The 14694-nt window shown below is 34.6% G+C and carries 13 protein-coding genes and 1 pseudogene; 9 read left to right on the plus strand and 5 right to left on the minus strand.

Annotation, left to right across the window (positions count from 1 at the left end; translation table 11 throughout):
• A pseudogene (locus DRF58_RS19230) lies at positions 1–102 on the minus strand (IS982 family transposase); the annotation flags it as partial.
• A 323-nt stretch (positions 103–425) separates the two neighbouring features.
• Between DRF58_RS19230 and hemN the strand changes: the two are divergent.
• Both hemN and DRF58_RS09050 read left to right on the plus strand, forming a co-directional pair.
• Positions 426–1784 (plus strand): oxygen-independent coproporphyrinogen III oxidase, encoded by a 1359-nt coding sequence (gene hemN, locus DRF58_RS09045; RefSeq protein WP_116034796.1) that lies wholly within the window; start codon positions 426–428, stop codon positions 1782–1784.
• A 141-nt stretch (positions 1785–1925) separates the two neighbouring features.
• On the plus strand, positions 1926–2744 hold the full coding sequence (locus DRF58_RS09050) for an alpha/beta hydrolase family protein (RefSeq protein WP_116034798.1): 819 nt from the start codon (positions 1926–1928) through the stop codon (positions 2742–2744).
• 75 nt (positions 2745–2819) lie between these two features.
• On the opposite strand, the gene DRF58_RS09055 is transcribed toward DRF58_RS09050, so the two are convergent.
• A complete protein-coding gene (locus DRF58_RS09055; RefSeq protein WP_116034800.1) occupies positions 2820–3287 on the minus strand; it encodes a hypothetical protein in 468 nt (155 codons plus the stop codon).
• Positions 3288–3389: 102 nt separating this feature from the next.
• On the opposite strand from DRF58_RS09055, the gene queD reads away from it, so the two are divergent.
• Positions 3390–3833, plus strand: a complete 444-nt coding sequence (gene queD / locus DRF58_RS09060; RefSeq protein ID WP_116034801.1) for a 6-carboxytetrahydropterin synthase QueD — start codon at positions 3390–3392, stop codon at positions 3831–3833.
• Between the two features lie 69 nt (positions 3834–3902).
• Positions 3903–4475, plus strand: coding sequence for a porin family protein (locus tag DRF58_RS09065; protein WP_116034803.1), 573 nt, complete (start codon positions 3903–3905; stop codon positions 4473–4475).
• A 44-nt stretch (positions 4476–4519) separates the two neighbouring features.
• Here the strand turns inward: DRF58_RS09065 and DRF58_RS09070 are convergent, their stop codons facing one another.
• On the minus strand, positions 4520–5716 hold the full coding sequence (locus tag DRF58_RS09070; protein WP_116034931.1) for an exo-beta-N-acetylmuramidase NamZ family protein: 1197 nt from the start codon (positions 5714–5716) through the stop codon (positions 4520–4522).
• Positions 5717–5720: 4 nt separating this feature from the next.
• Here DRF58_RS09070 and DRF58_RS09075 point away from each other — a divergent pair, with 4 nt between their 5' ends.
• The 3 genes from DRF58_RS09075 to DRF58_RS09085 are packed head-to-tail and all read left to right on the plus strand — an operon-like array spanning position 5721 to position 8624.
• Positions 5721–6950, plus strand: coding sequence for an ABC transporter permease (locus DRF58_RS09075; protein WP_116034805.1), 1230 nt, complete (start codon positions 5721–5723; stop codon positions 6948–6950).
• A gap of 29 nt (positions 6951–6979) precedes the next feature.
• The gene (locus DRF58_RS09080) at positions 6980–7585 is read left to right on the plus strand and encodes an LURP-one-related/scramblase family protein (RefSeq protein ID WP_116034807.1); all 606 of its coding nucleotides are present in this window, start codon (positions 6980–6982) and stop codon (positions 7583–7585) included.
• Between the two features lie 55 nt (positions 7586–7640).
• Positions 7641–8624, plus strand: a complete 984-nt coding sequence (locus DRF58_RS09085) for a PLP-dependent cysteine synthase family protein (protein ID WP_116034809.1) — start codon at positions 7641–7643, stop codon at positions 8622–8624.
• Positions 8625–8696: 72 nt separating this feature from the next.
• Here the strand turns inward: DRF58_RS09085 and DRF58_RS09090 are convergent, their stop codons facing one another.
• Positions 8697–9539, minus strand: a complete 843-nt coding sequence (locus DRF58_RS09090; protein ID WP_116034933.1) for an isoaspartyl peptidase/L-asparaginase — start codon at positions 9537–9539, stop codon at positions 8697–8699.
• 142 nt (positions 9540–9681) lie between these two features.
• Complete coding sequence (locus tag DRF58_RS09095; RefSeq protein WP_116034811.1) at positions 9682–10575, minus strand: cyanophycinase; 894 nt, start codon at positions 10573–10575, stop codon at positions 9682–9684.
• 258 nt (positions 10576–10833) lie between these two features.
• On the opposite strand from DRF58_RS09095, the gene cphA reads away from it, so the two are divergent.
• Both cphA and DRF58_RS09105 read left to right on the plus strand, forming a co-directional pair.
• Complete coding sequence (cphA, locus tag DRF58_RS09100; RefSeq protein WP_116034813.1) at positions 10834–13461, plus strand: cyanophycin synthetase; 2628 nt, start codon at positions 10834–10836, stop codon at positions 13459–13461.
• Between the two features lie 100 nt (positions 13462–13561).
• Positions 13562–14692, plus strand: a complete 1131-nt coding sequence (locus DRF58_RS09105) for an alpha/beta hydrolase-fold protein (protein WP_116034815.1) — start codon at positions 13562–13564, stop codon at positions 14690–14692.
• The last annotated feature ends 2 nt before the right edge of the window (positions 14693–14694 follow it).

The following is a 14694-nucleotide window of genomic DNA, read 5'->3' on the forward strand; positions in this document are numbered from 1 at the left end:
AGATAATTTTGGTTTAATTGGTTTGAAATAAAAATTTTCTTTGATGGTTAATTTTCTTAATTCCTTTAAAATAAAATCGTAAATTGCATCTAGGTTATTCATAATGTATTAGATTGGTAGTCAATACAATATACGAAATTTTCGTATTATGAGTAACCTTTTTTATAATGCACTACGGGTTTAAAAGTATGTTACAAACCATTATTAGGAACTTAATCTCGCATGTCGAAGGACTATATCTTTTTTTGTCATCCGAACAAATTGAAGCAATCTGTTGAATTCTTTGGCAATCATAATAACAAAAAGGATTCGTGGCTATGAAATTTGTCTTCAATAGAAATTTTGACATCTATTATAGAAACTACCAATCAAAAGTTATCCTAATTCAAAATCATTCCAAACATACTTTTCGTAACTTTGCAACAATGAATTCGTTAGTTGATAAATACAATATTCCAGGTCCGCGTTACACATCTTATCCTACAGTTCCTTATTGGAATGAGGCCGATTTTACCGCAGATCTTTGGAAAAAATCAGTCATAAAATCCTTTTCAGAAAGCAATTCTGGAGAAGGGATTTCCATTTATATTCACTTGCCTTTTTGCGAGGCACTTTGTACATTTTGTGCTTGTCACAAGAGGATTACCAAGCAACATTCTGTAGAAGTTCCTTATCTGGAAAGTGTTTTGAAAGAATGGAAATTATATCTCGAATTATTCGATGAAAAACCAAAACTGAAAGAGCTTCATCTGGGAGGAGGAACGCCAACTTTCTTTTCACCTGAAAACTTGAAAACACTTCTTCAAGGCATTTTTGACACAGTAGAAATTGCGGAAGAACAGGAATTCAGTTTTGAAGGTCATCCGAATAACACCACTCGTGAACATCTTCAAACTTTGTTTGATTTGGGCTTTAATAGAGTGAGCTTTGGTGTTCAGGATTATGACCCGAAAGTTCAAAAAGCGATTAATAGAATTCAGCCTTTCGAGAATGTGAAAAACGTGACAGAATGGGCTAGAGAAATTGGCTATAAAGGAATCAGCCACGATTTGGTTTTCGGATTGCCTCATCAAACTTGGGAAGCCACCGAATTCACCATCAGAAAAACTTTGGAACTGAAACCAGACCGATTAGCTTTCTATTCTTATGCACACGTTCCTTGGGTAAAAGGTGTTGGTCAAAGAGGTTTTGACGAAAGTGATCTGCCAAGTGGTGATGAAAAAAGACGACTTTATGAAGACGGGAAAAAATTATTAGAAGAACTCGGTTACATCGAGATTGGAATGGACCATTTTTCTTTGGAACACGATGACCTTTATCAATCATTAACTCAGAAAAAATTGCACCGTAATTTTATGGGTTATACATCCAGCAAAACTCAATTGATGGTAGGTTTGGGAATGTCAGCAATCTCTGATTCTTGGTATGCTTTTGCTCAGAATGCAAAAACTGTTGAGGAATATCAGAAGATTGTAGAAGAAGGTGAGATCCCTGTTTTCCGTGGACATATTTTAGATGAAGAAGATTTAGTCATAAGAAAACATATTCTGAATCTAATGTGTCAATTGGAAACAAGTTGGGACTTGCAAACGTCTTTCCCGGAAATCGAAAATGCGATTGAGAAATTAAAAGAAATGGAATCCGATGGTTTGGTAGAAATCTTCGACAATCAAATTAAAATTACCGAAAAAGGAAGAGCTTTTACACGGAATGTTGCTATGGTTTTCGACCTCCGAATGATGAGAAACAAACCAGAAACTCGGATTTTTTCGATGACAATATAATTTAGACTTTTAGATAATAGAGAAAAGATAAAAGACTTTTGATTCTGTTCTTGAAAAAAATATTCATTTTTTCATTCTGAAAGAATCTAAATCTGAGATTCCTTCAGAATGACAATTTTATTTTTAAACAATTCTTGAACTATGAATTTAATCAAACAAAAAAATATCATTCTCAAAAGTTCCAGAGAATTTTTAGCCGATGCGATTTTTCCAGATTCTGAAGAGAAATTGCCGTTGATTATTTTCGTTCACGGTTACAAAGGTTACAAAGATTGGGGCGCCTGGGAATTGATGGGAGAGAAGTTCGCAAAAGCTGGATTTTACTTTGTTAAATTCAATTTTTCTCATAACGGGACTACAATTGATAACCCAAATGATTTTGCAGATTTAGAAGCATTTGGACAAAATAATTATTCCAAAGAATTGGATGATTTGGAGGTTGTAATCAATCATTTCAAAAATCAAAAAGAAGTTGACTCCAACAAAATAATTTTGCTTGGACATAGTAGAGGCGGAGGAATTTCTATTATTAAAGCTTCTGAAAATAAATCGATTTCAAAATTAATTACTGTAGCGAGTGTTTCTACTTTGGATAGATTTCCTAAAAATGAAGCTTTTGAAAATTGGGAAAAAAAGGGTGTTTATTTCGTGGAAAATGCAAGAACCAAACAAAAGATGCCTCATTATTTTCAATTCTATCAGAATTTTGAAATTAATAAAGAAAGATTTGATGTTGAGAAAGCTTGTAAAATTCTTAGAATCCCAAGTCTGTATATTCATGGTTCTAATGACGAATCTGTTCAACAAAGCCATTCTGAAAACCTTCATCTTTGGACAAAAGATTCACAACTTAAAATCATCGAAAATGCTGGTCATAGTTTTGGATCAAAAGAACCTTGGGAAAGTGATTCGTTGCCAAAAGAATTAGATGAAGTTATAGAAGTTTGTATTGGATTTTAAAGAAAAATTAGAGATTCGGTTACAATTATTTAAAAACTTAATTCCATCAACTGGCAACTAAAAATTATCAACTAATTATTTCTTCTTTTTAATCAGATTGTTATTCTCAATCCAACGTTTGCTGTTGTTGATATCTTTCAAATACCAAACATCATTGGCATTCATAAGATACAGGTTGTAAACCAACGGGATTGCAATTTGTTTACCTTCCAAGAAATTGGCTCTTACAGAGATAGCATTTTTCTTTCTGATGTAATCTCCTGTGAAAATATTAGAAAAACTTTTTCCGGTAGATTTGTCATCAATCAATTCTATCATCGTCAAACTCCCATCTATATTGAATTCTAGAATATGACGTTCTCCATGATCTTCAAAATCTTCTACCAAAACAAATTTTTTTCCTTTGAGATCGTAGTTGGTCGCGTCTTTCATTTTTTTTCCTTTTGCCTCAATTTTTTCAAGGATTTTGTTGATGCTGGAAAAGTCTTGGGAATAAAAATAGACAGATGAGATTAGGCTGAGGAAGATGAATGTTTTTTTCATTATAATATTTGTGTCTTTACTTTACAAAAATAGACATTCCAATACACGACAACAAATCTTTAACTAAATTTATAAAAACAGATTTTTAATTATCTTTGCACCATGATAAGAATTACCAAGATTTTCACTTTCGAAACTGCTCACGTCCTTTATAATTATGATGGCAAATGCAAAAATATGCACGGCCATTCCTATAAGTTATTTGTTACGGTAAAAGGAAATCCCATCAACGATTTGGAACATAACAAGAACGGAATGGTGGTAGATTTTGGTGACATCAAAAAAATAGTAAAGGAAGAAGTTGTGGATGTTTGGGATCATGCAGTTTTGGTAAATGGCGCTTCTCCGCACAGGATTTTAGGAGAAAATTTACAAAATGAAGGTCATAAAGTAATTTTTTGTGATTATCAGCCAACTTGTGAAAATATGCTTTACGATATTGCTTCAAAAATCCAATCTAAACTGCCTTCTGAAATCCAATTAGCCTATCTTAAACTTCACGAAACCGAAAATTCTTACGGAGAATGGTTGGCTGAAGAAAACTAAATTTTAGTATTTTTTGATTTTGGAGTTTGTTTAAATTTTCTTAAAATTGCAGGCTTAAAATTATAAACTATGAAAAAACTATTTTTAGTTGGTGCTTTGTCACTTTGCGGAGCTGTGAATGCTCAAACTCAGAAAGGAGGATGGATGCTTTCTGGTAAAACTGAATTATCTTTCAATTCTGCAAAAACAAAGTTGGAAATTCAAGGGAATAACTATGGTGAAACAAAAACAACAACCGTTTCTATTACACCTGCAGCTAGTTATTTTGTAATTGACAATTTGGCTGTTGGATTAGGTTTGTCTTATACAAGCCAAAAAATAGAAGATAGTAAATCAAATACATTTGCCATTCTTCCTCAGGCAACTTACTTTTTTCCCGTTTCAGGTGAAGTTAAACCTTTTGTTGAGGCAGGAATTGGATTTGCAACTAATACAACAACAATGCTAGACGAAGATGTTAAATTTAATGGCTTAGCTTATGGTTTTGGTGCTGGTGTAGCCTATTTTGTTAATCAAAGTGTGGCTTTTAACTTAGGTGTAAACTATTCTGCAGCAAATCTTAAATATAAAGAGAATAGTGATATTAAGAATAATACAAATAATATCGGTGTTGGTGTAGGTGTTTCAGTTTTCTTGAAATAATCAATTTAAGATATAACTAAAAACCTCGCAATTGTGAGGTTTTTTTAGTTTGAATAGACAATATATTTCTGTCTTATTTTTTCAAAATTCTCAAGATCTTTTTTCCAGCTATCTTTAATTTCTTTTTCAGATTTGCCAGAGATGATTTGTTTTCTAAGCTCATCATTCCCAGCCAACTTATCAAAGAAAAGATTTTTCAAAAAGAAATCCTGCTGAGGATTTTTATAATTTTTGTAGGATTTCAAAAGCCATTCAAGATTTATTTGTCTTAAGTCTTGGGAATATTGACTCAGATTTTCGCCATAACATAATTTGCCATTCAGAAAAGGATCTTTTGCGCCTTCGGTTGGTTTCGGTGTGAATTGATATTGGAAATCTTTTGTCCACGGCGAACCGTAGATTTGGAATGGTAAATCTGTTCCTCTTCCTACAGAAACCTGTGTTCCTTCAAAGAAACAGAGACTTGGATAAAGATTGATGGCTTTATCATTCGGAAGATTAGGAGAAGGTTTGTCAGAAACGCCGTAACGCTGTTGTTTATGATAATTCAGCATTGGGATCAGCGTGTATTTTGCTGTCACTCCATTTTTCAGCCATTTTTCTCCATTTACCATTTTACCATATTCGCCGATTGTGAGTCCATAAACAACCGGAACATTATGTAATCCTACAAAGCTTTTCCATTGATTTTTCATCATTGGTCCATCTGTATAACCATCGTTAGGATTTGGTCTGTCGAGAACAATCACTTCAATATTATTCTCAGCTGCTGCTTCCATTATGTAAGAAAGCGTAGATATATAAGTATAAAATCTCACGCCAACATCCTGAATATCAAACAAAATAACATCTGCACCTTTCAGATATTCCGCTTTTGGTTTTTTGTTGTCTCCATAAAGAGAAACAATCGGCAAACCTGTTTTTTTATCAATACCACTTTTTACATGTTCACCAGCATCAGCAGTTCCTCGGAAACCGTGTTCCGGAGCAAAAATGGATTTGATTTTAACATTGTTTTCAACTAAAAAATCAACCAAATGTTTTTTATTCTTCAAAAGACTGGTTTGATTAGCTGCAATAATGACGTTTTTATTTTTAAGTAAAGGAAGATACAGTTCTGGTCTGTCAGCTGCAGTTTCAAAACAATCTGCAGATTGATTTTGAGACTTAATAAAAGTTAATGAACTAAAATAAATTAGCAGGATAAAAACTAAAGTTTTATTTTTGAAGCTTAAAATCATTGATTTGAATTTTCCGTTATATTTCTCGAAAAAAATAGCGTTTTCCAAAGATAACAAAAATAATCTCTCCAAGGTGATTGTCTATATTGGTAGGCTTTCTGTGGCTTTGGGTATCATTGTTTCCTTGATTACGATTTCTACAGGTATAGGCTCCAAAAAAGCAATAGAGGATAGGATTTCTAATTTTAGTGGTGATGTTTCCGTGAGATCTACACGTTCCAATTCCTCCTACAATTCCTCAGTTTTAGAAACAAATGGTTTAGACTTAAAAAAAATCGCTTCTATTGATGGAGTATCAGGTTTGCAGTCTTATGCTACAGTAAGTGGGATTTTGCGAACAGAAAACAACTTTGCAGGTGTTATCTTGAAAGGTGTTGGGAGAGATTTTGACAAAGCACGCTTCCAGTCTTTTATAATTTCGGGTTCTATTCCGGATTATAATGAAGATGGTTATAATAACGAGGTTATCCTTTCCGAAAAAATAGCCAACGACCTTTCTCTGAAAGCCAGTGATAGTATTGTTACGATTTTCTCAAAAGAAGATCAAAAACCGATTTACAGGAAATTTTTAATCAAAGGAATTTATAAGACCGACATCAAATTGGTGGACGATCTCTATATGATTGGTGATATCAATCACGTCCGCAAAGTTATGGATATGAGTGATAAAGAAGTTGGAGGTTTGGATATTTTCTTGAAAGATACAGATGATATTAATTCTGCTTTTCCTCAAATCGAAAAATATATTGGTTATAAAAATTACGCCGAAAAAGTAACGGAGAAATATCCTCAGATTCTGGATTGGGTCAACATTTTCAATCAGAATATTTCTTTGATTATTGCCATTATGCTCATTGTTGTAGTCATTAATATTATAATGGTTTTACTGATTTTGATTATCGAAAGGACTAACTCTATTGGACTTCTGAAAACATTTGGGGCAAGTAATGCACAGATCCGCTCGATATTTATTAATTATACACTAATAATTATGATTCCGGGACTTTTGGCAGGAAATGTGATAGGGATTGGACTGTTGCTTATTCAGAAATATACAGGACTCATCAAGCTGGATCCGGAAAATTATTTCATCAGTACAGTTCCGGTAGATCTTAATCCGTTGTATTTTATTTCCGTATCGGTCGGGATTTTTATCGTATCGGGAATTGCGATGATTCTTCCGAGTTATTTGATTAGTAAGATTTCACCTGTAAAATCGATTAAGTACAGTTAAGTAATTTTTAGATAATCAAACAAACTAATATGATATTAAAAAATCTCAACTATCCGCTTGATTTTAAATTCAAAATCACAACATTGGCCAGCGACTTTAATATTACCGACAAAAATGGTAATTATGTGGCGTATGTGCGTCAAAAAATGTTTAAGCTAAAAGAAGATGTGATTGTTTTTAATGACGAAAGCAAATCTCAGGAATTGTTTAACATTAAGGCTAATCAGTGGATAGATTTCAATGCATCATATATGATGACAGATCTTGTGAATGGTAAAAAGTTCGGGAGATTGGCTAGAAAAGGGATGCGTTCTATCTGGAAATCGCGATACGATATTATTGATGAAAATGACCAACCAAAGTATCAGATTAATGAAGATAATGGCTGGATAAAAGTATGGGATTCTTTTATTGGTGAGATTCCTATTATAGGATTATTTACAGGTTATTTTCTTAATCCTTCTTATACTGTGAAAGATTCTGCAGGAAAAGAGTATTTTAGACTCAAGAAAATGCCTTCATTGATTGGCAGAAGATTTCAGCTGGAAAGATTAATTGATATTGATGATGAAGATGAATCTTTGGTGGTGTTAAGCTTTCTGATGATGGTGCTACTGGAAAGAGCGAGAGGATAAATATAAATGCCTTAAAGCATAAAAAATTAAAACATTTGTTTTATAACAATACGATATGAAATATTATAATAATATTATAGAAACGATTGGCAATACACCTTTGGTGAAGCTTAACAGAGTTTTGGGAGATGATTTTCCAGCTTTGGTTTTAGCGAAGGTAGAAACGACTAATCCTGGAAACTCTGTTAAGGACAGAATGGCTCTTAAGATGATTGAAGATGCAGAAAAAGACGGACGTCTGAAACCTGGAGGAACAATCATCGAAGGAACTTCCGGAAATACAGGAATGGGGCTGGCATTGGTAGCCATCCAAAAGGGTTACAAATGTATTTTTGTGACCAATTCCAAACAATCCAAAGAAAAATGTGATATCCTGCGTGCTGTTGGTGCAGAGGTGATTGTTTGTCCAACGGATGTTAAGCCTACAGATCCGCGTTCTTATTATTCAACTGCTAAAAGATTGACACAAGAAACCGAAAATGCTTGGTATGTGAATCAATATGATAACCTGTCTAACAGACAAGCGCATTACGAAAGTACGGCACCGGAAATCTGGGAGCAAACAGAAGGAAAACTAACTCATTTTGTTGTTGGAGCTGGAACAGGAGGAACAATCACGGGTTGTGGAAAATTCTTCAAAGAAAAAAATCCAAATATCAAAGTAATTGGTATTGATACTTATGGTTCAATTTTGAAAGAGATTCATGAAACTGGAGAGATTCATTTGGATCATGCTTACACCTACATCACAGAAGGAATTGGAGAAGATATTCTTCCGGAGAATTATGATATGAGTGTGATTGACCACTTCGAAAAAGTGACGGATAAAGATGGCGCAATCTACGCTAGAAAGCTAGCTAAAGAAGAAGGTATTTTCTGTGGTTATTCTGCAGGTAGTGCGATATCATCTTTGGTTCAGATGAAAGATCAGTTTACAAAAGATGACATTATTGTCGTTTTGCTTCACGATCACGGTTCACGTTATGTAGGGAAAATCTACAATGATGAGTGGATGAAGGAAATGGGCTGGTTAGATTAATTAATAATAAAGAAAACAAAACCGCTGTTGAAAGAAAGCGGTTTTGTTTTTTATATAATGTATTGATTTTATTTACTCAAAAACCTCAAAATCAATCCCGTCAAAACTTGCAAAAACCATTGTTGGATAAGAATCTTGATGAAAAATATTTCCTTCAGAATCAATTCCGATTGCGCCTGCAAAACCGTCAATTTCTTTTAATTCTTCGAAGGTTCTATCAAAAGCATTTTCTATAGTTAAACCATCTGTAACTCGGGTAACTATTTTAGCGGCAGTTGCGTTGCTCACAATATCCTCACCAACTCCGGTACAACTCACAGCACAAAATTGATTGGCGTAATTTCCTGCAACAGTTGCAGAATCAGAAATTCTTCCGGGGATTTCAAACCCTTTTCCACCGGTTGAAGTAGCAACAGCTAGTTTTCCGTGTTTGTCAATGGCGACTGCACCAACAGTTCCTTTTCCTCCGTTTTTCAGTTTTTCTTCGTATTCTTTTCTTCGTTGCGGGATTTCTGTCGAGAAATCTTCGAAACCATTTTCTGCAGCATAAATTTTTGCACCATTTCCACCAAGAACGCGGTCGTCTTCTTTAATCAATTCCTTAGCAACAAAAATTGGATTCTTAACATCTTGAATATTAATCACGCCACTCATTTTCTGAGTTTCGCCATTCATAATCGCAGCGCTCATTCGGATTACACCGTCACTTTGGATTTGTGAACCGATTCCAGCATTGTACAGTTCATCATCTTCCAAAAGCGAAACCGCATAAGCAACAGTGTCGAAAGCCGAATTGTCTTTTAGAAATTCATAAGATTTTTTAGCAATGTCTTTCAATGAGTTTTGTTTTGCCAATTTCACTTCATTGCTTTGACTGCTTTCGGAGAAAAATCCGCCGTGGATGATTATTTTCATAGATTTATTTTTAATGGAATAATTGAAAATAAACCACATAGTCAAATAGTTTTATTGAAATTTTAAGGATAAATAGATTTGATTCTATGTTTCCTTTTTATAGAGATTTTTCTATGTGTCTATGTGGTTGAAAAAGTTTTAGTTATTCAGAACTTACCTGCGGAATCGGATTGTACTGAGAATTAACAATCGTCATTTCTCTGGTTTTCAAATCGAAAGTATCATTCATAGAAAGCACATCAACAATCAAATTTTTAATAGAAATAGGTTGCCCCAATTCTACATTTGTTAAGTTGGTATCTTTGATTTGAAGTCCATCTACCAAAATCACAAGGCCAGAACCAATTGCGGTCATCGTATCACCTTCAATGAATAAACCGGTGTCTTCACCAAGACCAATTCCCAAAGTTCTCGGATTATTTACAACAGCTTGAAATAATCTTCCAATTCTTCCCCTTTGAACAAAATGTGTATCAATAATGACATTTTCTATGAATCCAAGACCTTGAGTCGTTTTGATTTCACCTTTCAAAAGGGCTTCCGAGCTGGAACCTTGATAAATCATATTTTCCGATGCAGCAGCAGCTCCCGCAGAAGTTCCAGCGTAGATAAAGTCTTCGGTTTGATATTTAGTTAAAATCGCATCGTGAAATCTTGTTCCTCCAAGAATTGAGGTCAGGCGAAGTTGATCGCCACCTGTAAACATTACAACATCTGCGGCATTAGCTCTTGCAACAATCGCATCACTATTTGCTTGTTCACGATTCTGAATGTCAAGAATATTGCAATGTTTTGCACCCAGATATTCGAATGCTTTTTTATATTCAGGTCCCACGATGTCTGGGATTTGTGATGCAGTCGTGATAACTTCTATAACAGAGTTTTCTTTATGTTTGGACTCATCGATTATTTTTCTGAGGATTCCTCTTTCAAAAAAGTTGAGGTTTTTTTCTACATTTTGGTCAAACTCGATTTCTGTAAAACTTCCTTTGTTTACAGCGCCTCCGATGATGACTAATTTTCCATTTAACTTCATAGATAACAAAAATAATAAATCATTATAGAATAAACATAATCTTAACAGCGTAAAAATCCTTAAATAAGATTTAAACTTTTAATAGTTAATGACTTATTTGAATTGTTTTGTGTTTTAAAATTAACGATTTGTTAATTGTTTTTACAAATTGATAAAAAATTCATTTTATGTTAAAATAATTATTTCTGATTTTTATTGATTTTGAAGCTTTTCCGTTATCTTTGATAAAATAGAAATGTGATATAGCGAAAAAAGGATATGAAAATAGAAAAAATACAAGTCTTGAGAGGTCCTAATATCTGGAGCATCACAAGAAAAAAATTAATACAAATGCGCTTGGATTTGGAAGAAACCGAGCATTTTCCAACCAACAAAATTGAAGGATTTCGAGAAAGAATCGAACAGCTTTTACCATCGTTGATTTCTCACAGATGTTCTGAAGGTGTAGAAGGCGGATTTTTCAAACGTGTAGAAAAGGGAACGTGGATGGGACACGTTATAGAACATATCGCTTTGGAAATCCAGACTTTAGCAGGAATGGATGTTGGGTTTGGAAGGACTAGAGAAACCAAAACACCAGGTGTTTACAATGTCGTTTTCAATTATCTTGAAGAACGAGCGGGTGTTTTTGCAGCAGAAGAAGCGGTAAAAATTGCAGAAGCGTTGATGAACTCCACAGAATATGATATTGAAAAATGTATTCATAATCTTAAAGAAATCCGAGAAAGAGAAAGATTAGGTCCTTCTACAGGAAGTATTGTGGAAGAAGCCGCTTCTAGGAGAATTCCTTGGATTAGATTAGGGAAAAACTCGCTGGTTCAGCTGGGTTATGGAATTAATCAGCAAAGATTTCAAGCGACTATTACTGGAAATACAAGCAGTATTGCCGTTGATATTGCCTGCAACAAAGAACTGACAAAAAAAATGCTGGAAGATGCCGCAATTCCTGTTCCTTCAGGAGGTTTGGTTGTGGATGAAGAAGATTTGCAATATGTCATCAAAAAAATCGGTTATCCTTTGGTTCTGAAACCTTTGGACGGAAATCACGGTAAAGGTGCTTCCATCAATGTTAAGGATTATGAAACTGCGGTTATTGGTTTAGAACACGCTCAGAAATATTCCAGAAAAGTGATTGTTGAAAAATATATTACAGGTTTTGATTTCCGAGTTTTGGTCATCAATCACAAGATGGTTGCAGCAGCGAGAAGAGTTCCTGCTCACGTAGTCGGTGATGGCGAACTGAATATCCAGCAATTAATAGATAAAGAAAATCTAGACCCAAGAAGAGGTTACGGACACGAGAATGTGCTGACGGAAATTGATGTTGACAAAGACACCAACGAACTTCTTGAAAAATTAAATTATACTCTTGAAACGATTCCGCAAAAAGGAGAAATCGTTTATCTAAAATCAACAGCGAATCTCTCAACTGGAGGAACTTCGATTGATGTGACAGATATGATTCATCCCGAAAATGTTCAAATGGCTGAACGTGTTTCAAGAATTATCGGATTGGATGTCTGCGGAATCGATATTATGGCGGAAAATCTGACGCAGCCTTTGAAAGAAAGTGGTGGTGCAATTTTAGAAGTGAATGCGGCTCCGGGGTTCAGGATGCATCTTGCTCCGAGTGAAGGTTTACCAAGAAACGTAGCTGCTCCGGTTGTGGATATGCTTTATCCACAAGGAAAAGAATTTAGAATTCCGATTATTGCAGTAACTGGGACTAATGGAAAAACGACAACGACCAGACTATTGGCTCACATTGTTAAGAATAATGGAAAAAGAGTAGGGTTCACAACGTCGGACGGAATTTATATTCAGAATACTTTATTGGAAAAAGGAGATACTACTGGTCCGATGTCAGCTGAATTTATTTTAAAAGATCCAACTGTAGAATTTGCAGTTTTGGAAACAGCCAGAGGTGGAATTCTGCGTTCAGGACTTGGTTTTGGAAGCTGTGATATTGGTGTCTTGACTAATATCAAGGAAGACCATTTAGGATTGAGCGATATTCATAATCTTAAAGATTTGACCAGAGTTAAACGTGTGGTTTTGGACAGTGTTAAAAAAGATGGTTGGTGTATTTTGAATGCTGATGACGAATATTCTATGAGATTAGCAGATGATTTGCGTCCAAAAGTGGCACTTTTTAGTTTGGACGAAAATAATCCTCACATCAAGAAGTTTGCGAAAGAAGGAAAAATTACCTGCGTCTATGAAGAAGGTTTTGTGACTATCAAAAAAGGAGAGTGGAAAATCCGAATCGAACGTGTTAAGAATATTCCGATTACGATGGAAGGCAAAGCGAAGTTTATGATTGCGAATGTTCTAGCAGCGTCTCTCGCGGCCTATGTTTACGGTTTCGAAATTCCGAATATTGCTTTGGCTTTAACAACGTTTATTCCAAGCGCACAGTTGACTCCAGGCAGATTGAATATTTTCAAATTCAAGAACTTCAAAGTGATGATTGACTTTGCGCATAATCCTGCAAGTTATGAAGCGATTGAAGATTATTTGAAAAATGTTGAATCCAACAAAAAAATCGGAATTATTTCCGGTGTTGGTGACAGACGTGATAATGACATCCGAGAGTGTGGAAAAATTGCTGCAAGAATGTTTGACCATATCATCATCAGAAATGAGAAACATCTGCGTGGCAGAACTGAAGACGAGATTAATGGATTGATTATAGAGGGAATTCAAAGTGTGGATAAAAGCGTAAGTTACGAGTGCATCCCAAAAGAGATTGATGCTTTGAAACACGCGATGAGTCTTGCTGAGGAAGGCACTTTCATTACAGCTCTTAGCGATGTTATCAATAATGCGATTGAATTGGTTCAGGATTATCAGAACAAAGAATTACAGGACGAAGGAAATTATTAAACTTCAAATATTTCATTTAAAACCGCTCTACATTGAGCGGTTTTTTATTTAATATAAATGAGCTAAGAATCCTTAAATTGCATTCTTTAAAATTGATTCAATGCAGAGCTTTAAAACCATAACTTCTATTCTTGTTCTAAGTTCAACTCTATTATTTTCGCAGACCTATAAAACCTCTTCAACTGCAAAAGCCGGAAAGGAGTTTCCGAAAATAAATAAAGATAGAAAAGCAGAGTTCAAAGTTTATTTTCCAAAAGCTAAATCTGTTACGATAGAAGGCGGAGACGGAATGCAGAATCTATCATACGATGCTGCGGAAGGAACTGATGGTTTTTGGATTTTCAATACTTCGCCTTTAGAAATTGGATTTCATTATTATTGGTTCAATGTGGATGGAAAAAGAACTAATGACCCAAATACAGAGCTTTATTTCGGCTATGGACAACCGACAAGCGGAATTGAAATTCTTTCTGGTGAAGATTTTTTTTTCGACAAGAATGTAAAACACGGAAAAATTGTTGACGATAGTTTGAATTCAGAAATTACTAAGGGAAAAAGAAACTTCAAAGTTTATCTGCCGCCAAGTTATGGAACCAAAAAATTTCCGGTTCTATATCTCTATCACGGAACCGGTGAAGATATCACAGGCTGGGAAAAGCAAGGTTACATCGGTAATATTTTAGATAATCTTTTTTCAGATAAAAAAGCAGAAGAAATGATTGTCGTATTGGATTACGGCGTTGCTCTGAATCCTGAACAAGAAAAATTACCCGATGATTATCCAAGAACAGTTCTCTCAACAAAAAATCTTGAGAAAATTGTGGTGGATGAACTGATTCCTTACATTAATAAAAAATATAAGACTAATAAAAAACAAGCAATTGCAGGACTTTCCCGAGGAAGTTATCAGGCAATGTTGATTGGCGCTAATCATCCGGATTTGTTTTCTGCGATTGGTTCTTTCAGCCCGGTAATTTATGAAGGAACAGAAACTCAGCCTTTCAAGGAATTACCGATAGATAATCTTTTGAAGTCAAAATCAAAGCCTTTCTTTTTTATGGGAATTGGCGAAAAAGAAGACCAACGTTTTATTAATTACAATAATTTGTTGAGTGATTATTTAAACCAAAATAAATATCCGTTCGTACAATACAAATCTGCCGGAACTTATCACGAATGGCTGACTTGGAGACGTTGTTTGTATGAATTTGCGCAGAAAATATTTAAATAAAT

The organism is Epilithonimonas hispanica (assembly GCF_003385395.1).
Lineage (GTDB): Bacteria > Bacteroidota > Bacteroidia > Flavobacteriales > Weeksellaceae > Epilithonimonas > Epilithonimonas hispanica.